Source organism: Novosphingobium olei (assembly GCF_037076535.1).
GTDB classification, from domain to species: domain Bacteria; phylum Pseudomonadota; class Alphaproteobacteria; order Sphingomonadales; family Sphingomonadaceae; genus Novosphingobium; species Novosphingobium olei.
Genome location: NZ_AP029021.1, coordinates 2,862,942 through 2,883,724, shown reverse-complemented (window position 1 = coordinate 2,883,724; position 20,783 = coordinate 2,862,942). Strand labels below are relative to the sequence as shown.

25 protein-coding genes are annotated in these 20,783 nt (G+C 66.9%); 10 read left to right on the top strand and 15 right to left on the bottom strand.

Annotated features, from left to right (window positions below; all coding sequences use genetic code 11):
• Nucleotides 1-13 precede the first annotated feature (13 nt).
• Both sseA and AACH40_RS13650 read right to left on the bottom strand, forming a co-directional pair.
• Nucleotides 14-859, bottom strand: coding sequence for a 3-mercaptopyruvate sulfurtransferase (gene sseA, locus AACH40_RS13655; RefSeq protein WP_338646098.1), 846 nt, complete (start codon nucleotides 857-859; stop codon nucleotides 14-16).
• 108 nt (nucleotides 860-967) lie between these two features.
• Nucleotides 968-1,660 carry a hypothetical protein gene (locus AACH40_RS13650; protein ID WP_338642876.1) on the bottom strand — a complete coding sequence of 231 codons (693 nt, stop codon included), beginning with the start codon at nucleotides 1,658-1,660 and terminating at the stop codon, nucleotides 968-970.
• Here AACH40_RS13650 and AACH40_RS13645 point away from each other — a divergent pair.
• The 3 genes from AACH40_RS13645 to AACH40_RS13635 all read left to right on the top strand — a co-directional run bounded on the left by AACH40_RS13645 (nucleotide 1,644) and on the right by AACH40_RS13635 (nucleotide 3,833).
• Nucleotides 1,644-2,099 carry a hypothetical protein gene (locus AACH40_RS13645; protein ID WP_338642875.1) on the top strand — a complete coding sequence of 152 codons (456 nt, stop codon included), beginning with the start codon at nucleotides 1,644-1,646 and terminating at the stop codon, nucleotides 2,097-2,099. The two genes, AACH40_RS13650 and AACH40_RS13645, sit on opposite strands and share 17 nt — an antisense overlap.
• A gap of 275 nt (nucleotides 2,100-2,374) precedes the next feature.
• On the top strand, nucleotides 2,375-2,830 hold the full coding sequence (gene queF, locus AACH40_RS13640) for a preQ(1) synthase (protein WP_169491776.1): 456 nt from the start codon (nucleotides 2,375-2,377) through the stop codon (nucleotides 2,828-2,830).
• A 55-nt stretch (nucleotides 2,831-2,885) separates the two neighbouring features.
• Nucleotides 2,886-3,833 (top strand): DMT family transporter, encoded by a 948-nt coding sequence (locus tag AACH40_RS13635; RefSeq protein ID WP_338642874.1) that lies wholly within the window; start codon nucleotides 2,886-2,888, stop codon nucleotides 3,831-3,833.
• Between the two features lie 6 nt (nucleotides 3,834-3,839).
• Here AACH40_RS13635 and AACH40_RS13630 read toward each other — a convergent pair whose 3' ends face one another.
• Together AACH40_RS13630 and AACH40_RS13625 are read right to left on the bottom strand one after the other, a co-directional pair.
• Nucleotides 3,840-4,175: a winged helix-turn-helix domain-containing protein gene (locus tag AACH40_RS13630; protein WP_422394910.1), complete on the bottom strand. Its 336-nt coding sequence runs from the start codon at nucleotides 4,173-4,175 to the stop codon at nucleotides 3,840-3,842.
• 29 nt (nucleotides 4,176-4,204) lie between these two features.
• Nucleotides 4,205-4,870 (bottom strand): TetR/AcrR family transcriptional regulator, encoded by a 666-nt coding sequence (locus AACH40_RS13625; RefSeq protein WP_169491778.1) that lies wholly within the window; start codon nucleotides 4,868-4,870, stop codon nucleotides 4,205-4,207.
• 189 nt (nucleotides 4,871-5,059) lie between these two features.
• Here AACH40_RS13625 and AACH40_RS13620 point away from each other — a divergent pair, with 189 nt between their 5' ends.
• The 3 genes from AACH40_RS13620 to AACH40_RS13610 all read left to right on the top strand — a co-directional run bounded on the left by AACH40_RS13620 (nucleotide 5,060) and on the right by AACH40_RS13610 (nucleotide 9,488).
• Nucleotides 5,060-7,264 carry a TonB-dependent receptor gene (locus AACH40_RS13620; RefSeq protein ID WP_338642871.1) on the top strand — a complete coding sequence of 735 codons (2,205 nt, stop codon included), beginning with the start codon at nucleotides 5,060-5,062 and terminating at the stop codon, nucleotides 7,262-7,264.
• Between the two features lie 186 nt (nucleotides 7,265-7,450).
• Nucleotides 7,451-8,689, top strand: a complete 1,239-nt coding sequence (locus AACH40_RS13615; protein WP_338642870.1) for a cytochrome P450 — start codon at nucleotides 7,451-7,453, stop codon at nucleotides 8,687-8,689.
• A 55-nt stretch (nucleotides 8,690-8,744) separates the two neighbouring features.
• Complete coding sequence (locus AACH40_RS13610; protein ID WP_169491781.1) at nucleotides 8,745-9,488, top strand: SDR family oxidoreductase; 744 nt, start codon at nucleotides 8,745-8,747, stop codon at nucleotides 9,486-9,488.
• Between the two features lie 60 nt (nucleotides 9,489-9,548).
• Here AACH40_RS13610 and AACH40_RS13605 read toward each other — a convergent pair whose 3' ends face one another.
• Entirely contained in the window at nucleotides 9,549-10,160 is a 612-nt protein-coding gene (locus AACH40_RS13605) for a TlpA disulfide reductase family protein (protein ID WP_338642869.1), read from the bottom strand.
• Here AACH40_RS13605 and argH point away from each other — a divergent pair.
• The 4 genes from argH to AACH40_RS13585 are packed head-to-tail and all read left to right on the top strand — an operon-like array spanning nucleotide 10,150 to nucleotide 13,864.
• The gene (gene argH, locus AACH40_RS13600) at nucleotides 10,150-11,553 is read left to right on the top strand and encodes an argininosuccinate lyase (RefSeq protein WP_338642868.1); all 1,404 of its coding nucleotides are present in this window, start codon (nucleotides 10,150-10,152) and stop codon (nucleotides 11,551-11,553) included. The two genes, AACH40_RS13605 and argH, sit on opposite strands and share 11 nt — an antisense overlap.
• Before the next feature lie 5 nt (nucleotides 11,554-11,558).
• The gene (locus tag AACH40_RS13595; RefSeq protein ID WP_338642867.1) at nucleotides 11,559-11,810 is read left to right on the top strand and encodes a hypothetical protein; all 252 of its coding nucleotides are present in this window, start codon (nucleotides 11,559-11,561) and stop codon (nucleotides 11,808-11,810) included.
• Between the two features lie 19 nt (nucleotides 11,811-11,829).
• The gene (gene lysA / locus AACH40_RS13590) at nucleotides 11,830-13,089 is read left to right on the top strand and encodes a diaminopimelate decarboxylase (protein ID WP_169491784.1); all 1,260 of its coding nucleotides are present in this window, start codon (nucleotides 11,830-11,832) and stop codon (nucleotides 13,087-13,089) included.
• Between the two features lies 1 nt (nucleotide 13,090).
• Nucleotides 13,091-13,864, top strand: coding sequence for a precorrin-2 dehydrogenase/sirohydrochlorin ferrochelatase family protein (locus AACH40_RS13585; RefSeq protein ID WP_338642866.1), 774 nt, complete (start codon nucleotides 13,091-13,093; stop codon nucleotides 13,862-13,864).
• On the opposite strand, the gene AACH40_RS13580 is transcribed toward AACH40_RS13585, so the two are convergent.
• The 10 genes from AACH40_RS13580 to pyrE are packed head-to-tail and all read right to left on the bottom strand — an operon-like array spanning nucleotide 13,865 to nucleotide 20,728.
• Nucleotides 13,865-14,386 carry a GNAT family N-acetyltransferase gene (locus tag AACH40_RS13580; RefSeq protein WP_338642865.1) on the bottom strand — a complete coding sequence of 174 codons (522 nt, stop codon included), beginning with the start codon at nucleotides 14,384-14,386 and terminating at the stop codon, nucleotides 13,865-13,867.
• Between the two features lie 7 nt (nucleotides 14,387-14,393).
• Nucleotides 14,394-14,816 carry a PaaI family thioesterase gene (locus AACH40_RS13575; protein WP_169492090.1) on the bottom strand — a complete coding sequence of 141 codons (423 nt, stop codon included), beginning with the start codon at nucleotides 14,814-14,816 and terminating at the stop codon, nucleotides 14,394-14,396.
• Complete coding sequence (locus AACH40_RS13570; RefSeq protein ID WP_169491787.1) at nucleotides 14,816-15,307, bottom strand: PaaI family thioesterase; 492 nt, start codon at nucleotides 15,305-15,307, stop codon at nucleotides 14,816-14,818. The genes AACH40_RS13575 and AACH40_RS13570 overlap by 1 nt, the downstream gene beginning before the upstream one ends.
• Nucleotides 15,308-15,367: 60 nt before the next feature.
• On the bottom strand, nucleotides 15,368-15,835 hold the full coding sequence (ruvX, locus tag AACH40_RS13565) for a Holliday junction resolvase RuvX (protein WP_338642864.1): 468 nt from the start codon (nucleotides 15,833-15,835) through the stop codon (nucleotides 15,368-15,370).
• Nucleotides 15,832-16,953 carry a DUF3089 domain-containing protein gene (locus tag AACH40_RS13560; protein WP_338642863.1) on the bottom strand — a complete coding sequence of 374 codons (1,122 nt, stop codon included), beginning with the start codon at nucleotides 16,951-16,953 and terminating at the stop codon, nucleotides 15,832-15,834. Before AACH40_RS13560 ends, ruvX begins: the two co-directional genes overlap by 4 nt.
• Before the next feature lie 3 nt (nucleotides 16,954-16,956).
• Entirely contained in the window at nucleotides 16,957-18,036 is a 1,080-nt protein-coding gene (locus tag AACH40_RS13555) for an AI-2E family transporter (protein ID WP_338642862.1), read from the bottom strand.
• A 17-nt stretch (nucleotides 18,037-18,053) separates the two neighbouring features.
• The gene (lepB, locus tag AACH40_RS13550; protein WP_422394859.1) at nucleotides 18,054-18,962 is read right to left on the bottom strand and encodes a signal peptidase I; all 909 of its coding nucleotides are present in this window, start codon (nucleotides 18,960-18,962) and stop codon (nucleotides 18,054-18,056) included.
• Nucleotides 18,959-19,372, bottom strand: coding sequence for a holo-ACP synthase (gene acpS / locus AACH40_RS13545; RefSeq protein ID WP_338642861.1), 414 nt, complete (start codon nucleotides 19,370-19,372; stop codon nucleotides 18,959-18,961). Before acpS ends, lepB begins: the two co-directional genes overlap by 4 nt.
• Nucleotides 19,373-19,388: 16 nt before the next feature.
• The gene (locus AACH40_RS13540) at nucleotides 19,389-20,144 is read right to left on the bottom strand and encodes a pyridoxine 5'-phosphate synthase (RefSeq protein ID WP_338642860.1); all 756 of its coding nucleotides are present in this window, start codon (nucleotides 20,142-20,144) and stop codon (nucleotides 19,389-19,391) included.
• Nucleotides 20,144-20,728 carry an orotate phosphoribosyltransferase gene (pyrE, locus tag AACH40_RS13535; protein WP_169491793.1) on the bottom strand — a complete coding sequence of 195 codons (585 nt, stop codon included), beginning with the start codon at nucleotides 20,726-20,728 and terminating at the stop codon, nucleotides 20,144-20,146. Before pyrE ends, AACH40_RS13540 begins: the two co-directional genes overlap by 1 nt.
• Nucleotides 20,729-20,783 lie beyond the last annotated feature (55 nt).

The window sequence follows — 20,783 nt, the reverse complement described above, 5'->3', positions numbered from 1 at the left end:
AAGGCGACCCAGATCAGCGCGCCGGGCCGGTTTCCACCGGGAGTGCCGGGTCTGCGCCCCATTCGGACCACGAACCGTCGTAGAGCGAGACATCCTCCTTGCCGAGGAGGTGCAGCGCGAAGATCAGCACGTTGGCGGTCATCCCCGATCCGCACGAGGAGATCACCGGGCGATCCATGTCGATCCCGGCGGCGTCGAAGGCGGCGCGCAAGGCTTCCGGCTTTTTCCAGGTGCCGTCGGGAGCGAACAGGCTCGCATAGGGCACGTTGCGGGCGCCCGGGATGTGGCCGCTGGCAAGACCGGGCTTGGTTTCGGCCACGTCGCCGGTGAAGCGCCCGACACCGCGCGCATCGACCAGCTGTTCGGCGCCGCTGTCAATGTTGGCGAGCACCTGCGCCTTGGAGCGCACGTGGCTTTCATCGCTCCACACGGTGAAGTGGCGATGGCGCAGCGTTTCCCGCCCTTGCGCGCAGGGACGGCCTTCGGCCTTCCACTTGGCGATGCCACCATCCAGCAGCGCGACGTTCTGCGCACCGAACATGGTCAACATGAACCAGGCGCGCGTGGCGGATTTGATCGGGCTGTCGTCATAGACGACGATGCGGCTGCCGTCGCCGAGCCCGAGGCTCTGCATGCGGCTGGCAAAGCGTTCCGCACTCGGCAGGGTGTTGGCAACGGATGCGGCGGGATCGACGAGATTGGCAAGGTCCATGAACACTGCGCCGGGAATGTGGCAGGCCTCGTACTCGAGCGCTGCATTGCGCGTGTGCTCGGGAAGAAAGGCGCTCGCGTCGACCACCCGAAGGTCGCTCGCACCCATCTCGTCCGCGAGCCACTGGGTGGTCACCAACGAATCCATCATGTGCTCCTGCCTGGGTTCCGGACCGTCTTTGCGGACTCGGAAGCTGTCAGCCTAGCCATGCCGGGCGGAGGCGTCGACCCCTCAATGGTTCAGGATGCGATGTGTTCAGTCCGCCGGCATCGCCAGGGGGCGCTGGCCGAGATCGGCCCAGATGCGCGGGCCGAGGTCGAGCCGGAACGGCTGCAGCCGTGCGGCTGCCGGTCGTGCCTCCTGCCCGACGAGCCATGCCGCCCGCGCGCGGACTGCCCGGCCGCCGGGTGCGCTTGCCCAGGCATCGAGCCGCGCCAGCGGCACGAACAACGCCTGCTCGGCGTGACGGATCGGCATGACTGCAGCCAGCGGCAGGCGCATCTCGCCTTGCAGCACGACTTCGGCCCCGGGATCGAGCCGGTCGATCCGGTGGATCGGCGGCAGCTCGGGGCCGACGAGGCCGAGCTGCTCCTCCATCGGGCGCGAGGAATGGGCGGCGACCATGTCGCCTCCGATGGCGATATCCTCCAGCGGTTCGTGCCCGCGATTGAGCGCCACGATGCGGTACGCGAGCGTGGTGTTGACCAGGGTTGCCGAAAGCCGCGTCGCCTCAAGCACCAGCACAAGTGGCTCGCCTTCGCGCATCGCAGGCCGGGGCGTGATCGCGGGACCGGGCGCTGGTTTCGGAGCGATCGCCGGAGCTGGCGGGGAAAGTGGCGTTGCAACCGGCGCGGCGGCTGTCGGCTCGGCGTCGTCCGATGCGACAGGGTACGCAACCGGCGTGGGGCGCACGAATTCGGGCACGCCAGGCTTGCGCCGCCGCTGCATCAGCCCAAGCGCTCCACCGACGAGGGCCAGGGCAGCTGCACCTGCCGCCCAAGGCCACCATGGAGCGGATGGCGAAGCTTGCGATCCGGCGGCCGGAGCCTCAGGCAATGCCGGCACCGTGCTCGCCGATGGCGCAGGTATCGCCTCGTTCGTCGCAGTAGTTGTGGGCGCCGAAGCGGCCGATGGTGCGGCCGCGGCGCCGGGCGTGGGCGAGTCAGCGGGCCTCGGGGCCGATGCTGCCGGCGCCACCGCTTCCGTCTGCGCGGTGCGCGCTCGGGGCGTTGGGCGCACTGCGGGTGTCGGCGAGGGCAGGACGATGGTCGGGGCGGCACTGGCGCTGGCGCTCGGCTGCGGCGTGGCGACGGTTGGCGGCGGTGCGCCGTCATCGACCGGCCCGGCGGCGCGCGGTGCGGGCGAGGGGCTCGAGGGCGGCAATTGATAGTCGCTCGCCGGCTGCGCGTGCGACAGCGGCACTGTGGCTGCCATGCACGAAACCGCCAGCGCAGCAGCGGCGAGCCGCCCTGCCATGTCCAATCGCGCCGCCTTGACCCGCGCCCCACTCACGTCCTGTACCCCATCGATCTCGTAAACCTGTCCCGCCAAGGCGGGGGCGGGTGAATAGCGGCTTAATGGGCAACCCGAAACCGCCGTCTTGCCTCGGCGAAGCGGCAGGTGCATGGGCGTCGCATCATTGCATCACAGGAGCCAGCCCTCATGGCCGACACCGCGCCGCTGCATCTCGGGCGGACCAGCAGCTTGCCCGCATCGCCTGAAGAGGCGGTGCTCGACTATGTGCCCAATCCCAGGCCGGGCACGCTCTATCTCGTGCGCTTCGTCAGCCCGGAATTCACCTCGCTCTGCCCGGTGACCGCGCAGCCCGATTTCGCGCACCTCGTCATCGATTACGTGCCGGGCGAAACGATCGTCGAATCCAAGTCGCTCAAGCTCTTCCTCGGATCGTTCCGCAACCATGCCGCGTTCCACGAGGATTGTACCGTCGGTATCGGACAGCGCCTGTTCGACGAGATGAAGCCGCAGTGGCTGCGCATTGGCGGTTACTGGTATCCGCGCGGCGGCATCCCGATCGACGTGTTCTGGCAATCCTCGGCGCCGCCCGCCGATCTCTGGCTGCCCGATCAGGGTGTGCCATCCTACCGCGGACGCGGCTGAATGGAGCAGGGGCGGATCGCCGCCCCCCGTCTGTGACGGATACACCATCAAGAGTTTGCGCAAGGGCGCCGGCCTAGTTAAGCGACCAAGCAACTCCGGCGGCAAGGTGCCCAACGTCCTGATGCGACTGCGCGATTTCTTCCTGCTTGTGCTGGTCTGCGTGATTTGGGCGCTCAGCAACGTGGTCAGTCGCATTGTCGTCGGGCAGTGGATGGTGCCGCCGCTGTTCTTCGCCGCCGTGCGATTCGCCGTGGTAATGTTGGCCACTTTGCCATGGCTGTTGCCCATGCCCCGTCCGGCGTGGCGGATGATTGTCGTTGGCATGCTGATGGGCGGCGGCAACTTCGCCGTGCTGTTCCTCGGCTTGCGCACCGTCACGCCGTCGATGGCAGCCATTGTTGTCCAGTCGAGTGTCCCGATAACCACGCTGCTGTCGGTTATTCTGCTTGGCGAACGCATCCACTGGCGTCGAGGGCTCGGTATTGCGCTCGCTCTTGCTGGCGTGCTGATCGTGGTATGGCAGCCGGGTCTGCAGCTGTCCGCCGGTGTCCTTTACATCCTCGCGGCAGCTTTTGCCGGCTCGCTTGGCGCGGTGCTGATGAAGCAGATGGAAGAAGTGCCGGCGATCCGCTTGCAGGCTTGGGTGGGGCTTACCTCGCTGCTGCCGCTCGCCCTGTTCTCGTGGGGGTTCGAGCATCACCAAATTGACCTTGCGTTGAGGCATGGCTGGCATTTCGGGGTCGCAATCGCCTTTTCGGCGCTTGTCGTCTCGGTCGGTGCGCACACCGTCTACTACAGCCTGATCAAGCGCTACGAGGCGAACCTGATCGCTCCGCTGACGCTGCTGACGCCGCTGTTCACCATCGCGCTGGGATATTTCATTACGCACGATCGGCTTGATGCAAGGATGCTGCTCGGTGCGGCGATCGCCCTCATCGGCGTGCTCATCGTGGCGTTGAGACGTAGCAAGGCACCAGTCGCCGAGGCGGCCGAGCACGGCTGAACGGTATCAGCCGTCTGCCGGGTGCGGTGCGTCCAGCAGTCTCGACCAAAGGGCGCTGGCATCGGCGCTGACCGCTTGTTGTGCCGCTTCCTGCATCGCGCGGTAGCGCGCCAGCACGAACCGCCCCAAATCGGTCAGCGTGGCGCCACCCTGCGCCCGGCCCGGTACCGTCGCGACAAGGGGTTCGTCCCAGCACCGATTCATCACGTCGACCAGCGTCCATGCCCGGCGATAGCTCATGCCCAGGGCGCGCGCGCCGGCCGAGATCGAACCCTCGCGCGCGATCGCTTCGAGCAGGTCGGCCTTGCCCGGGCCAAACGCGATCTCTTCGCCGCAGGTCATGCGGATGACGATGCGGAGCGCTGCGTCGGTCACGCCTTGTAGAGCCCGCGCAGCACGTCCCAGATAAGCGTATTGAGCTGCTCGATCCGCGCTTCGCCGAACGTTGGGCGCTGCAAAAGCATGCCCATGTGCGCGCAAGTGACCAGGTCGCTCGCCAGCTTCATCGCTTCCCAGCGCGCGCGCCATTGCGGGAAGCTCTCGATCATTTCAGACACCCACACTTCGTCGTACCGGCGCGCCGCCGGCTCGAACACCTCGCGCAGGGCTTCGTCGCTGCGGGCTGCGACGGCCAGTTCGACATAGGCGGCATATTCGGGGCTCTGCACGCTGCGCCAGTGCGCCTGGGTAGCGATCTCGACCAGGTTGTCCTCGCCCGCCTTGGCCATTCCGGAAAGGTAGTCGTCCAGGAACAGCCGCATGCGGGCATAGAACACGTGCTCCACCACCGCTGCCACGAGATCGGCGCGGGCGGGGAAGTGGTGCTGCATTGCGCCGCGCGAAATCCCGATGCGCGCCGCGATGCGGTGCGTGGTCAGGCCGACATAGCCGCCTTCCAGCAGACAGGCGATCGCGGCCTCGATGATCCGAAGCCGCGTGCGCGTGCTCTTCTGCTGTTGCCAGCGCTCCGGCTCGCCTTCGAGATCGGCGGGGCGCAGCGCACCCAGCATCCGCTGTTGCATCGTGGTTCTGGCCATGGAGCCTCCGGGGCACCTCCTTGTCGGCGAAGTCCTGCATCAGCGCGAAGGCGTGCGCAATGGGCACCTGATCAAAGGCACAGTTTGCGGGGAGACCACGTCGGCGCAGAAACATGCCGACCGGATTGTTATTGCCGGGGTGGAGCGAAGGGCGATCACAGCCAGGCTCCAGGGGAAGAGGAAGTCAGCATGAAAACGCTCCACGCGTGCGCCCTCGCAGCCAGCGCAATCGCCATTTCCGCCGCAACGCCAGTCGCCGCCCAGGCGCAGTCTGCCGAAGATAACGGCGGTGTCGCCGAAATTGTCGTCACCGCGCAAAAGAAGGCCGAAAACCTGCAGAAAGTGCCGATCGCGGTGACTGCGCTGACCGGCGATGCGCTGCAGGCGGCGCAAGTGCGCAGCGTGTCGGATCTCACCAACTCGCTGCCCAACGTCCAGATCAACAGCTTCTCGAACTCGCCCGATTCGGCGGTGTTCACCATCCGCGGCGTCGGCGTGAACGATGCCGACCCCTATGTCGGGACGACCGTGTCGGTCGTGGTCGACGGGGTCGTCGTCGGCGTGAACACTGCCGCGCTGCTATCGCTGTTCGACATCGAGCGTGTCGAAGTGCTTCGCGGCCCTCAGGGCACGCTGTTCGGCGCAAATACCACCGGCGGCGTGATCAACGTCGTGACCAAGCAGCCGACCGGCAAGACCGGGGGCGAGGCGCAGGTCGTCTATGGCAACTACAACCAGATCGAAGCCGACGCCGCGCTGAATTTTCCCATCACCGACAGCCTCGCCGGCAAAGTCAGCGTAATGCACAATTCGAACGACGGCTTCTTCCGCAACACGGCCGACAACCGCCGCATTGGTCGCCGCGATGTGACGCAACTGCGCGGCTATCTCAAGTATTCGGCTGGCGCGTACGACGGGACGCTGATCGGCGAATACGTCAAGAGCCGCAACGGGTCGCAGACCGGCGTGGTCATCGCCGGCCCGGGCGAGCTGTTCTACACCCCCGGCCAGACCACCGATCCGTTCAGCTTCAAGCGCGGGCTCAGCAGCGACCAGCCCGATTACAACAACCGCGACACCTATGCGCTGACCTTCACCCAGAACGTCGACAGCGCGATCGGGAAGATTACGTCGATCACCGCATGGCGCAAATACGATAGCGACCTCTATTCGGACGACGACGGCACCACCCGCGTCCTGCTCGAAACTCGCCGGCAGACCCATCACGAACAGTTCTCGCAGGAACTGCGCGACCTGCTGCAGATCGGCGATGCGACGCAGCTGATCTTCGGCGGTTATTACTTCCAGCAGAAGTACTTCCTGAACCAGGGCGGCAAGCTCGACGGCTTCCTCCCCGGGCTCAGCCAGCCGCAGACGCAGGACCAGCACAACTGGTCGATCTCGGGCTTTGCCCAGCTCTACCAGAACCTGACCCCGGAGCTGCGCCTGCAGGCCGGCATCCGATACAGCCACGAAAAGACCCGCGCGGTTTCGACCACCGCGAACGGCATCAATCCGAGCGGCGTTGCGACCTACGACGATCCGATCATCCCGGCGACCTTCATCCGCGCCGCAGGATCGAAGTCGTGGAACAACACCGGCTGGAAGATCGGGCTTGACTACCAGGCCGATCGCAACGTGCTGCTCTACGGCTACTACGCGCGCGGCTTCAAGTCGGGCGGCTTCACCGGCCGCATCGCCATTGCCGAGGATATCGGGCCGTTCAATCCCGAGAAGCTCGATACGTATGAGGTGGGCATCAAGAGCGACTTGCTCGACCACCACCTGCGCCTGAACCTTGCCGCCTTCTACAACAAGTACCGCGACATGCAGGTGGTGCAGAACATCACCTACCCGAGCGGCGCGAACTCGGCTTCGATCGCCAATGCCGGCCGCGCCGAAACGAAGGGCTTCGAACTTGAGCTGACGGCCGCGCCGGCACGCGGGCTGACGCTCACCGGTTCGCTTGCCTACCTCGATGCAAAGTACAAGAAGTACGATACCAAGGTGCTTGGCGCGGGTGGCGCGCTGGTTGCGGTATCCTATGCCGGCAACCGCCTGATGAATGCACCGGAATGGAGCGCGTCGGCCGGGGTCAACTATGCGACGCAACTCGGCAACGGTACGTTCAACGCCAATGCGCAGTACAGCTACACCAGCTCGAAATACACCGGCTACACCAACCTGCCGACCGACCTCATCGCCCCGGTCAATCTCGTCAACGCGAGCCTGTCCTGGGGGCCGGTCGATGCCGGTTGGAAGATAGGCGCCTATGCCCGCAACCTGTTCAACGAAAAGTACTTCAACCAGAAGCTGACGCTTGCCGGGATCGGCACGCTCGCCTCGCTCGGCACGCCGCGCGAATATGGCGCGACGTTCAACTACAGCTTCTGACCGGTTCCTCCCTGGCCCCGGTCGGCTTGCCGGCCGGGGTGCTTTTTCCGAGGGAAGCAACCGGCACCTCTCCAATTTGCGCGTTGTGAGCGAGCGGATTTCATGACGTCGTGAATGGGCAGGGGAGATGCCCGGTCCGGCATGCTCCCCAACATTAAGACGATGGGCCAAGATCGGGAGAATGCCATGGCAACGCTTGCCCCCTCGAACTCTGCTGCCGACCCGGCGCGGCCGGCGCATGTCCCGGCAGACCACGTTGTAGACGTCGATATTTACGCGCCGCCCCGCATTGCCGAGCTGGGCTTTCATCACGCATGGCGCGAACTTCAGGCGAACAGCCCGGCTGTGGTCTGGACCCCGCAGAACGAAGGGCACTGGATCGCGCTTTCGGGCGATGCGCTGCGCGATGTGCAGTCCGATGCGGCGCGCTTCTCCTCGCGCGTGATCGTGCTGCCGCGCTCGATCGGCGAAGGGCACGGACTGATCCCGACGACGATAGACCCGCCCGAACATCGCCCCTATCGCGTGCTCCTCAACGCGCACCTCAATCCCGCCACGGTGCGCGGGCTGGACGATACCATCCGCCAGACCGCCATCGACCTGATAGACGGCTTCATCGCCGATGGCGGCTGCGACTTCACCGCCCGCTATGCCGAAATCTTCCCGATCCGCGTATTCATGGCGATGGTCGGCTTGCCCGAAAGCGAGGCGGCGACGATCCGCCACTGGGCTTCGTGCATGACACGACCCGGCATGGACATGAGCTTCGAGGACGCCAAGCAGGCGTTCTTCGAACGGCTTGCCCCGGTGGTAGACGAACGCCGCGCCCAGCCGGGCGAGGACATGCTGAGCGGGATGATGGCGGCGCAGATGCCCGGCCTCGACCGGCGTTTGACCCGTGACGAGGCGCTCAAGATTTCGACCCAGGTGCTGATCGCCGGGGTGGACACCGTGGTCAACTTCCTCGGCTTCGTCATCGTCGAACTCGCGCGCGACCCGGCGTTGCGGGCGCAGCTGCGCGCCATGGGGGACAACGTGATGCCAGCGGTGAACGAATTTTTCCGCCGCTTCGGCCTTGTCACCATCGCCCGCGAAGTGCGCGACGATATCGCCGATTTCCACGGTGTGTCGCTCAAGGCGGGTGACATGATCTGCATCCCCACACAGGTTCACGGTCTCGACGAAACGCTCAACCCCGATCCGCTGGCGATCGACTTCGCCCGCCGCCGCGCGCCGCATTCGGCCTTTGGCAGCGGCCCGCACATGTGCCCGGGCCAGGAACTCGCGCGCAAGGAAGTCGCCATCACGCTGGAAGAGTGGCTGCGCCGCATTCCCGACTTTGCGTTGGCGCCCGATGCCGATCTGTCGCCGGTCCCCGGCATCGTCGGCGCGCTGCGCCGGGTCACGCTGACCTGGCCGGCCTGAGGCCGCTTTCGCTTACAACACCTTCCAGTTTTAACGCAGCAAGGAACGATACGACATGGGCAAGATGGATGGCAGGGTCGCGCTGGTCACCGGCGCCGCCTCGGGGCTTGGCGCCGAAGACGCGCGCGTGTTGGCACGCGAAGGCGCCAAGGTCGTGCTGACCGACATGCAGGCCGATCAGGGCCGCGCCATCGCTGCCGAAGTCGGCGGGCTTTTCCTGGAACAGGACGTCCGCGACGAAGCGCGCTGGCACGAAGTGGTCGCCGAAACGCTCAAGGCCTATGGCCGGCTCGACACGCTCGTGAACAATGCGGGCATCGTCCGCTTCGGCAATATCGAGGAACTGTCCTACGCCGACTACAAGCTGCAGATCGACGTCATGCTCGACGGCACGTTCCTCGGCTGTCAGGCGGCGATCCCGCACATGAGCCGCGACGGTTCGGGCTCGATCATCAACCTTGCCTCGATCGGCGGGATGAAGGGCATGAGCGCGATCCCCGCCTATGCCGGCGCCAAGGCGGGCATCATCGGCATGACCCGCTCGATCGCGGTGCACTGCAAGGAGCAGGGCTACCGCATCCGTTGCAATTCGATCGCGCCGGGCAGCATTGTCACGCCGATGACCGCGCAGGCCCTGGCCGAACTGCCCGAAGACGGCGAAGGCACAGGCGGCCACACCCACCTGCAGGGCATGGGCCAGCCGATCGATATCGCAAACATGGTGCTTTACCTTGCCAGCGACGATGGCAAGCACGTCTCCGGAACCAATATCGTCATCGACAACGCGGAAATCGCCTGATCCGGACTTCGGGGAAAGGGGCGGCCAACGGCCTCTTCCCCTTGGCGGTCCGCAGGGGTCTTAGCCGCCCAGCGTGTCGGCCAGCAGCGCCCTGGTGCGCGCGCCAGACCAGTCGTGCGCGCCGATCATCCGCCAAACTTCGCGGCCCTTGGCGTCGTACAGCACGCTCGTGGGCAGCAAGCCCGTGTTGTAGTGGAAGCCGAGCTGGTTTTCGGGATCGAGCCAGGGTTCGAGGTGAGCGAACTTCTTCTGTTCGAACAGCGCCTTTACCTTTTCGGGCTGGCCCATGTCCTGCGAGATGGTAACCACGCGCAGCTTGCCGGCATGCGCCGCGGCAAGGCTGTCGAGCATCGGCATTTCCAGCACGCAGGGGCCGCACCACGTGGCCCAAAGGTTGATCAGCACCGGCTTGCTCTTCAGGTCCGCGCTGCGCAGCGTCTTGCCGGCGGTGTCCTGGAACGCGAAGTCGGGCATGGCCGCGCCGCGATTGGCTATATCGAGCGTGCCGTTGAACTCGCCCTTGCTGCCTTGTGATGCATTCGCGGCAGTTTCCGCGCCGGTGGGGGCGCTCGACGGTTGCGTGGCCGTGGGGCTTTGCCTATCGCACCCCGCGATCCCCAGAGTCAGGGGAAGCAGCAGCAAGGCGGGCGAGCGTAGCGAGATGAGCGGCAATTCGGGCTCCAACCAGATGTGGGGCGGGCGTTTCGCCGCCGGCCCTTCGGCCATCATGCGCGAGATAAACGCCTCGATTCCCTTCGACAAGGCGCTGTGGCGGCAGGATATCGCCGCGTCAAAGGCCCACGTGGGCATGCTTGCCGCGCAGGGCATCGTCACGGTGGAGGACGCCGAGCTGATCGCGGGCGGTCTCGATCAGGTGGCCGCCGAATACGAAGCCAACGGGGTGCCCGAAAACTGGGACCTTGAAGACATTCACATGACCACCGAAAGCCGGCTCGCCGAACTGATCGGCCCGGCCGCTGGACGCCTGCACACCGCGCGCAGCCGCAACGATCAGGTGGCGACCGATTTCCGCCTGTGGGTGCGCGATGCGATGGACCAGGCCGAAGAGGGCCTGCGCCAGCTCCAGCTCGCGCTTGTCGCCCGCGCCGGAGAGCATGCCGACAGCATCATGCCCGGCTTCACCCATCTGCAGACCGCGCAGCCGGTCACGCTCGGCCATCACCTGATGGCTTACTACGAGATGGCGGGGCGCGACCGGTCGCGCTTTGCCGATGCGCGCAAGCGGATGAACCGCAGCCCGCTGGGCGCGGCCGCGCTCGCCGGCACCGGCTTTCCCATCGACCGCTTCCGCACGGCCGAAGCGCTGGGCTTCGACGGGCCGACCGACAACAGCCTCGATTCGGTGTCCGACCGTGATTTCGCGCTCGATTACCTGATGGCCGCGGCGCAATGCTCGCTGCACCTCTCGCGCCTTGCCGAGGAATTCATCATCTGGGCGAGCCAGCCCTTCGGCTTCGTCACGCTGCCCGACAGCCTGTCGACCGGCAGCTCGATCATGCCGCAAAAGAAGAATCCCGACGCGGCGGAACTGGTGCGCGGCCATTCGGGCCGGATCGTCGGCTGTCTCACCAGCCTGATGATCACGATGAAGGGCCTGCCGCTCGCCTATTCGAAGGACATGCAGGATGATAAGCCGCCGGTGTTCGAAGCGGCCAGCCTGCTCGCGCTGTCGATCGCGGCGATGACCGGCATGGTTGCCGAAGCCACGTTCCGCACCGATCGGATGCGCGCGGCTGCAGAACTCGGCTATGCCACCGCCACCGACCTTGCCGACTGGCTGGTGCGGCAGGCGAACATTCCCTTCCGCGAAGCGCACCACATCACCGGCAGCGCAGTGAAACTTGCCGAATCGCGCGGCATCGCGCTCGATCAGCTTCCGCTGGAAGACCTTCAGGCGATCGATCCGCGCATCGACGATCGCGTCTATGCCGCGCTTTCGGTCGAAGCGAGCGTCGCTGCGCGCGCCAGCCATGGCGGAACCGCGCCGGTCGAGGTAAGGAAGCGCGTTGCCGAGGCGCGCATCGCGCTGGGGCTGGAGAACTGACCGTCATGGCGCGCACCCGCACGATCCTGTTGCTCGGCATGCTGGGCCTCGCGCTGTCGGCGTGCGGCAACCGGCGAGAGCTGAAACCGGTCGCGGGCCAGGCGCTGCCGCCTGCACCCTATGGCCGTGCGGACAAACCGGATCCGGACGACCTGCTCAAGGTGCCCGTGCAGGCCAAGCCCGAACGCAGCGTGGAGCTGCGCGCCCGTTCGCAGGACAGGGGCGACGATCCCTTCAACCTGCCGCCCGAGAACTGATTTTCTTCAAGGTTTCCAGATGGATCACTTTCACCAGGTCGCCGGCGTGCTCCACGCCGAAGACGTTCCCCTGCCGCGCATCGCCGCCGAAGTCGGCACCCCCGTCTACGTCTATTCGCGCGCCACGCTGACCCGCCACGCCCGCGTCTTCCGCGATGCGCTTTCGGTCCTGCCGTCGGCGCGGATCGCTTTCGCGGTCAAGTCGAACCCCAACCTCGCGGTGCTCAAGGTGCTTGCGGCCGAAGGCTACGGCGCCGACGTCGTCTCGGTCGGCGAAATGGAGCGCGCGCTGGCCGCCGGCATGGCGCCCGACAGCATCGTGTTTTCGGGCGTCGGCAAGACCGAGGCCGAAATGGCCCGCGCGCTCGAAGCCGGCTGCGGCCAGTTCAACCTCGAAAGCGAGGAAGAAGGGCTCGAACTCGCCGAGATCGCCCGCCGCCTCGGCAAGACCGCGGCCTGCGCACTGCGCGTCAACCCGGACGTCGACGCCGGCACGCATGGCAAGATCTCGACCGGCAAGGCCGAGAACAAGTTCGGCGTGCCATACGACCGCGCTGCCGCCATCTACGCGCGCCTCAGCCAGACCGAGGGCTTGCAGATGCGGGCGCTGGCCCTTCACATTGGCAGCCAGCTGTCGAAGCTCGAACCGCTCGAAGCCGCCTTCACCAAGGTCGGCGCGCTGATGCAGGACATCCGCGCCGCCGGCTACAGCGTCACCCACATGGACCTGGGCGGCGGCATCGGAGTGCCCTACAAGGCCGGCGAGGTCTTCCCGCAGCCAGAGGAATACGCCGCGATGGTCGCGCGCGTTACCGGCAACTGGGGCGTCACGCTGATGTTCGAGCCCGGCCGCGTCATCACCGGCAACACCGGCGTGCTCGTCACCCGCGTCGTCCGCGTCAAGGAAGGGGCGACCAATCCCTGGGTGGTGGTAGATGCCGCGATGAACGATCTCGCGCGCCCCGCGCTCTACGATGCGTGGCACGATTTCGCCGCGGTCGAGCCCACCGGCGAAACCTTCACCGCCAACATCGTCGGCCCGATCTGCGAATCGAGCGACACCTTCGCGATGGCCCGCGAAATCGACAGCGTGAAGCGCGGCGACCTCGCCGTGTTCCGCACCGCCGGTGCCTATGGCGCAACGATGGCCAACACCTACAACTCGCGGCCCCTGGTGCCCGAAGTCATGGTCGATGGCGATAAGTGGGCCGTGGTCGCCGACCGCATCGAGCCGGCAACGATCCTTGCCGCCGAGCGCGTTCCGGACTGGCTCGCCTGAGATGTTGAGCAGCCTGCCCCTGTTCCATCGCCTGTCCGGCCAGCCGGTCGTGGTGCTGGGGCAGGGCGAGGCGGCCGATGCCAAGCGCCGCCTGGTCGAGCGCGCCGGGGCACACGTCCTCGACGATCTTGCCGAAGGGATCGACAAGGGCGCGCGGCTCGCTTTCATCGCGCATGAAGACGAAGCCTCCGCGCAGGCAGACGCGATCCGCGCGCGCTGCGCCGGGCTGCTGGTCAACGTGGTCGACCGCCCCGCGCTGTGCGATTTCACCACGCCGTCGATCGTCGATCGCGATCCCGTCATCATCGCGGTCGGCACTGCGGGCACGTCTGCCGGGCTCGCCAAGGCTGTTCGCCTGCGCCTCGAACGCCTGTTGCCGCAGGGGCTGGGACGACTGGCCGACGCCCTCTACGCCGCGCGTACGGCGCTCAAGGCGCGGTTTCCCACCGGCAGCGACCGTCGCCGCGCGCTTGATGCCGCGCTCGAAGAAGGCGGCGCGCTCGATCCGTTTCGCGACGCGACGGAGGGCTCCGTGGCCGACTGGCTCGAAGGCGCGGCGCAGGGCACGGTGGCACACCACGTCGTCACGCTGCGCAGCTTCGATCCCGACGACCTGACCTTGCGCGAAGCCCGGCTGCTGGGGCAGGCCGACGCCGTGATCGCGCCCCGGCAGGTACCGCAGGCGATCCTGGCCCGTGCTCGCGCCGATGCCGCTCGCCTGCCGGTTGGCGCCAAGGCCGAAGGTCTGACCGTCGAACTCCGCCTGCCGGACTGATTAGGCGGCCTCGCTCGTCGGGATGGCCGCGGTCATCCAGCGCGCCGCCGGGCCATACCCTCGCACTTTCGCGAGCAGCGCTTCTGAAGCCTCCTCCTCGGCAAAGCCCAGCCGGCGCCAGTAGTCCGCTGCGCCTTCGACCGCGATCAGTTCGGCGCGCCGAAGGCCATCCGCCGCGGCCAGCGCAAAGGCGCGCGCCACCAGCCGGTCCCCGATCTTGAGGCCGCGCAGCGCGGAGCCAACCGCAAGATCGTGCAGGAACAGCACTTCGCTCGGCTCTCGGTCCGCAAGCACCGTGCCCACAAGCGGCGGCGATCCCGCCACCCAGCCATGTGCCAGCAGATAGCCCAGCAGTCTGCCGTCGCGCTTCGCGGCAAGGCAGTACGAGGCGCGCAGCACCATCCGACTGGCGAAGGCGGCTTCCTCCTCGACCAGGAAGGCCGGATAAGCCGCCGACTGGAGCTGCAGGGCAGCGGGCAAGTCGCTGCGCTGGAGTCGCTCGATCGCGATTTCCGCAGCCATAACGGCTCTACTCGGCCGCCACCTTCTTCGGCGCGATCAGGAAGTTCATCCAGCAGCTTGCCACCGACTTGGATCTGTCCGCCTGCCAGGCTTCGACCCGCACGTTGGCCACGCGCCGCCCGGCGCGCACCACTTCACCGCACGCGAATATCCGCTCCGGGAGCCCCGAGCGCAGGTATTCGATGCTGATGTTGACCGGCTTCAGCCGAACTTGCGCATCGATTCCTTCACGCTCCAGGTGGGCGTGCAGCGTGGCGAAGCCTGCCATCTCGAGCAGCCCGCCGATGGCGCCGCCATGCAGGAAGCCGGGGCGACCGGTGTTGCACTCGGAAAAATCCATCGCGACGACCGGCGATGCGGGGGCCGCGGAGTCATGGGCCTCGACAACGAACATGCCCATCGCGCGGGCATAGGGGGGGAGCGCCACCATCACTTGGCCTTCATGAATTGCGGGGCTTCGACCAGCATGAAGATGCCGGCGGCGTGGGCCACGGGGTCGGTCAGGTCGCCATCGTGGGCAATGCCGCGCACGAAAGCCATGCTCCGCGTCGTCTGATAGCATTCGGCGCGGGCAACGATCGTCCGCCCCGGCACCGCCGCACGGACATAGTCGATCCGCAGGTCCAGCGTCACTTGCGGGCGGAAGCGCTTGAGCCGGGCAGAAGCGGACATCGATGTCGCGTTGTCCAGCAGGCTGATGATCGGCCCAGACGCCATGACTCCGGTTTCCGGATCGCCGACAAGATCCTCGCGCCATGGCACGGCAAGCTCGATCCAGTCGTCCCCATGCGCGATGTACCGCATGTCGAGAAAGCCGCTGTGTCCGCGAAAGTTGATCATCTTCGCCCAGCGTTGCGGGTCGAAGCTATCGTCCTGCATCATCCGCGAGACGAGCGCGGCGTGTTCCTGATCCTTGGCCATGAACAATTCCTGCGCGCAGCCAATGGGCTTGGCAAGAAATTTAATCGACCGGCTAAATTGTCAGAACGCCGATCCCGCCATCGCGTCGATCGCGCCTTGCAGGATCAGGGCGGCGGCATGCGAATCGATGCGCTCGGCGCGCTTGGCGCGGCTGAAATCCTGCTCGATCATGGCGCGTTCGGCGGCCTGCGTGGTCCAGCGCTCGTCCCACAGCAGTATCGGCAGGCCGATATCCTCAAGGTTCTTTGCCATCGCCCGCGCGCCCTGGCTGCGGGGGCTTTCGCTGCCATCCATGTTGAGCGGCAGTCCCATGACGATGCCCACCACGCCGCGCTCGGCGATCAGGTCTTTGAGCACGCCCTTGTCCTGCGTGAACTTGCGCCGCACGATCGTCTTGCCTGCGGTGGCGAAGCGCCATCCCGCATCGCACAGCGCCACCCCGATGGTCTTGGTCCCCGTATCCAGCCCCAGCAGCACGCCACCCTGCGGCAGCGCATCGCGCAAGTCGCGGGCGAACGTCGTGATCACTTGCGCCCCTGCGCCGCCAGCCAGGCGGCCTCGCGGCGGGCGACGTCGACACGCAGGTTCGACCAGAACAGAGGCACGTCATAAACGTGGTAGTTGTTGCCCGGCAGCACGAAGGGCCCCATCTTCGGCGCGTCGCCCAGCATCAGCAGCCCTGTCTTTGCGTCGCAACGCGCCGGCACCGCGCGCGGAACGATCTTCCCGCTTGCCAAGTCGTCCGATGGCACGAACGTGCCGATGTTGGCCGAGGCGGGAGCCGTTCCGCCAACGGTTCCGGTCAACGGGTTGAAGCACAGGATCGCACTGCTGCCGCGCGGTTTGCCGTCGAGCCCGGGCTGCGCCATCCAGGCTTCCATCATCTGCGATGCGTCCGCCGGTTCGGCAAAGCTCATCCAGCTTGCCACGCATCCGGTCTGGTCGGGGCGGGTGCAGCCGGACATGCCCAGCAGGGGCAGGTCATGGTTGGGCGAAATGGGCCAGCCGATCAGGTAGACGGCAACGACCCGTTTCGCGATCGGCTTGCCGCGCACCTTGTCCTGCAGGATTCGCAGCAGTTGCAGCGATCCCTGACTGTGCCCGGCGATGACGATCGGCGCGCCGGCGGGAACTTGCGCGACGAAGGCATCGAAGGCCTGGGCAAGGTCGCCTTGCGCGATGTCGAGCGCGCGCCGCGCTTCCGGGCGATCGGTCAGGAACGCGCCGAACGCCGCCTGGCGATAGCGCGGCACGTAGACCGGCCCGGCTGCGTTGAACGCACTCGCCATGCCGCGCACGAACAGGTCGGCACGAAAGCGCGCGTCCTTGTCGTCGATCGGCCCGTTCCAGTGGTCGCGGGCAAGATAGCTCGTTGGATGTGCGAAGAACACGTAGGCGGGTCCGGGTGGCGTGCGCTTCGCGCCTTCAGGCAGGAATTGTGCCGGATCGTCCCTGACGCCGGGACGCGATATCCACGCTTCATCGCGTGTATAGAAATTCGCCGGCAGGGGGCCCAGCGCCTCGAACGTCCCGCGCGGCACGAAGGCGAAGCGGGTCAGCTCCTTGGAATAGAAGCGCAGCACCAGCGACGCGCCGAGCGCGAGCACCACCAGTAGCGCCACGCCATAGAGAAACTTGCGAGCCATCGATTACGGGTCCGTCGTCGCCATTTGCTTGTTGTGTTCGGCCTGCCGCTCCAGCGCGATCTTGAGCATCGCCACGATCGGATCGGCAAGCGCAAGGCCGAGGATCCCGAACAGCACACCGAAGATCAGCTGTGCGCCCAGCACCAGCGCCGGGGCGAGATCGGCGGTGCGCTTGGCCACCATCGGCACGATGATGTTGCCGTCGACCGTCTGCACGATGAAGTAGACCGCGATGCAGTAGATGCCCATGGTCGTCCCACCCGAAAAGCCGACCATGACCATCAGCAGGCCGGAAATGGGCGCGCCGATATTGGGCAGGAAGGCCAGCAGGCCGGTCAGGATGCCGAGCAGTGCGGCCATCGGCACGCCATAGACGGCCAGCGCGATCCACGTGGCGACGCCTTCCACGGTCATCCCGATCAGCCGCCCGAACAGCAGCATGCGCAGCGACTTCCCCATCCGGCGCACCGTGCCGTGAAACCGCTCGCGATTCTCCACTGGCAACATCCAGGCAAAGCCGCGCTGGTAGATGTCGGGCTCGATCACGAAGTAGATGCCCAGGATCATGATCAGGAACGCGGTGGTGAACCCGCCGAAGATCCCGCCCAGCGCCCGTGTGACGGGGCCGACTCCGCCGATCACCTGCCCGGCAAGGCGCGAGAAGTCGGGCTGTTCCATCAGCATCCCGCGGCTGTGCGCCCAATCGAGTGCGCGCTGCGCCTGCGTCTTCACGATTGCCGGCAGCTCCGCCGCCTGCGTCGCGATCTGGTTTCCGGCGGAATAGAACAGCCAGGCGGCAAAGCTCACGCCCGCCAGCAGCACGATGGCGATGCGCACGCCGCGCGGCACGGGCAGGATCCTGCCGAGCAGCCGCTGGCCGCCGTCGATCAGTGCGGCAAACACCACACCGCCGAAGATGACCAGCAGCGGCTGTGCCAAGAACACCGCCAGCACGATCAGCGCCGCCATGCCGAGCCAAACCGCCGCCTTCTTCGCTTCGGCGCGAATCATGCCGTCGCTGATGTCGGTCGGCCCGGTCCGCGTCGGCACGCCCGGGGGGATTGGCCCGCTATCGTCGCTCATCGCTGCTCAGGCTCTCATTATGCGCCGGGAGGCGTCACGATCTGGGGGCGCAATCTCGTCCACGCGCGCCCGGGGCGCAAGGCCTTCCACCAGGTCAGCGGGTTCCACCCTTCGCTGCCGTCGAGCGAGGCGGTGATGAATTCGGCGCGGCCGCCCACGCTCGACAGCGGCACCGGTCCGCCCAGGCCGCGCTCTTCCACCGGCGCGCGGCTGTCGGCCGAATGGTCGCGATTGTCGCCCATCACGAACACATAGCCTTCGGGCACGCGCGTTTCGGGGTAGTCGTCCAGCGGCTGGCGCATGTGATCGATGATGCGATAGGTGGCGCCGTTGGGCAGTGTCTCGCGCAGGATCGGCAGTTCGCAGAACATCCGCCCGTCTGCGGCGCGGAAGCGCAGGCCCGGGAATTCCTCCGGCTCGCACGGCTGGTTGGGATCGACCGGCAGCTCGATCGGCGGCTCGACCACTTGCGGCACCTTGCGCCCGTTCAGCACGATCTGCCCGTTGACCACCGCGATCCGGTCGCCCGGCAGTGCGACCACGCGCTTGATATAGTCCTCGTCGGTGTTGGGCGGCACCACGATCACGATGTCGCCATATTCGGGCGTGCGCCCGAACAGCCGCGCCGAAGATCGCGGCAGCACGTGGAACGAGGCCGAAACCCACGACCAGCCATAGGGGTATTTCGACACCACCAGCCGATCGCCGATCTGCAGATTGGGCATCATCGAACCCGACGGGATGTAGAACGGCTTGGCCACGAACGAATGGAACGCGATCACTGCCAGCAGCATCAGCGCAAGGCCCCGCAGCTCCACCCACCAGTTGATCGCGGCCTCGCCAGCTTCCGCACCAGCCCCCTCGGTGGCCTGCGTCGCGCCGGACGAAGGACTGGCGGGGGAAGGGGAGACCTGCTCCTCGCTCACGCTGGCGCCTTCACCGGCCGCGCTTCGATCACCACGAAGGCCTGCGCCCAGGGGTGGTCGTCGGTCAGCGTCAGGTGGACCACAGCCTCGTGGCCCTCGGGCGTGATCGCCGCCAGCCGCGCCGCCGCGCCGCCGCTGAGGGCAAGGGTCGGCGCGCCCGACGGGGCGTTGACCACGCCGATGTCCTTCATGAACACGCCGGCGCGAAAGCCGGTGCCGACCGCCTTGGAAAACGCTTCCTTGGCGGCGAACCGCTTGGCCAGCGTGCCCGCCTTGGTGAAGGGCCGCCGCGCCGCCTTGGCGCGTTCATTGGCCGTGAACACACGGTTTTCGAATCGCTCGCCGAACCGGTCGAGCGAGGCCTGGATCCGCTCGATGTTGCAGAGGTCGGACCCCATGCCGATGATCATCGTGCCGACACCGGTTCTATCGCGCTTCGTCCATCAGCTCGCGCATCCGCCGCACCGCGGCTTCCAGCCCGGTGAAGATCGCCTCGCCGATCAGGTAGTGCCCGATGTTCAGTTCGGCGAGCTGCGGGATCGCGGCAATGGCCTGCACATTGTCATAGGTCAGTCCGTGGCCCGCGTGCGGCTCGATCCCGTTGCGCGCGGCAAGTGCGGCCATGTCGGCGATTCGCTTCAACTCCACCGCCCGCGCTTCGCCTGTGGCATGGGCATATTCGCCGGTGTGCAGCTCCACCACCGGCGCGCCCAGCTTCATCGCCGCCTCGATCTGCCGCGCCTCGGGCGCGATGAACAGGCCCACGCGGATGCCCGCGTCGGACAGTCGGGCAACGATCGGGGCAAGCCGGTTGTGCTGGCCCGCGGCATCGAGACCGCCCTCGGTCGTGCGCTCCTCGCGCCGCTCAGGCACGATGCAGGCCGCGTGCGGGCGATGCTTGAGCGCGATCGCCAGCATCTCGTCGGTCGCGGCCATTTCCAGGTTCAGCGGCAGGCTGGTCGCCGCCTGGATGCGGGCGAGATCCTCGTCGCGGATATGGCGGCGATCCTCGCGCAAGTGCGCGGTGATGCCATCGCCGCCGACAGACGCGACGATCTCGGCCGCGCGGACCGGATCAGGGTGATCGCCACCGCGCGCATTGCGGATGGTGGCGACGTGATCGATATTGACGCCCAGCCGCAGCGAATTGGGGCGCAGGCGCCCCGGAGCGAGCGCGCCCATCAGGCCTGCGCCCGGCTGCCCGGCTTGATCGCCGGAGTCGCGGCGAGATCGGCCGGTACTTCGTCGGGCGCATAGGTCGGGAAGTTCAGAGCCACGAGCGGGAAGAACGGCACGCCAAGATCGACGCTGCCGCCCGACCGGTCGACGAGCGAGGCTGCGGCGATCACCTCGCCGCCGGCCGCCTCGATCGCGACGATCGCCTCGCGGCTCGAAAGCCCGGTGGTGACCACGTCCTCCACCAGCAGCACCCTGTCACCTTTGCTAAGGGCGAATCCGCGGCGCAGCTCGAACGTGCCGGTCGGCCGTTCGACGAACATAGCCTCCACGCCCAGCGCGCGGCCCATCTCGTGGCCGATGATCACCCCGCCCATCGCCGGGCTGACCACCTTCTGGATCTGCTGGCGCAGCTCGCGCGGGATCCTGGCGGCGGTCGCGGTGGCAAGGCGCGACGCGCGCATCGGGTCCATCAGCACGCGCGCGCATTGCAGGTAATGCGCGCTGTGGCGGCCCGAAGACAGCAGGAAGTGGCCCTCCAGCAGGGCCTGGCTTGCACGGAACTCGGCTAGGATTTCGTCTTCCGACATGGCGCTTCCATCACGCGCCGCACAAGGGGCGGCGGGCTCCTTCTATAGACGCGCC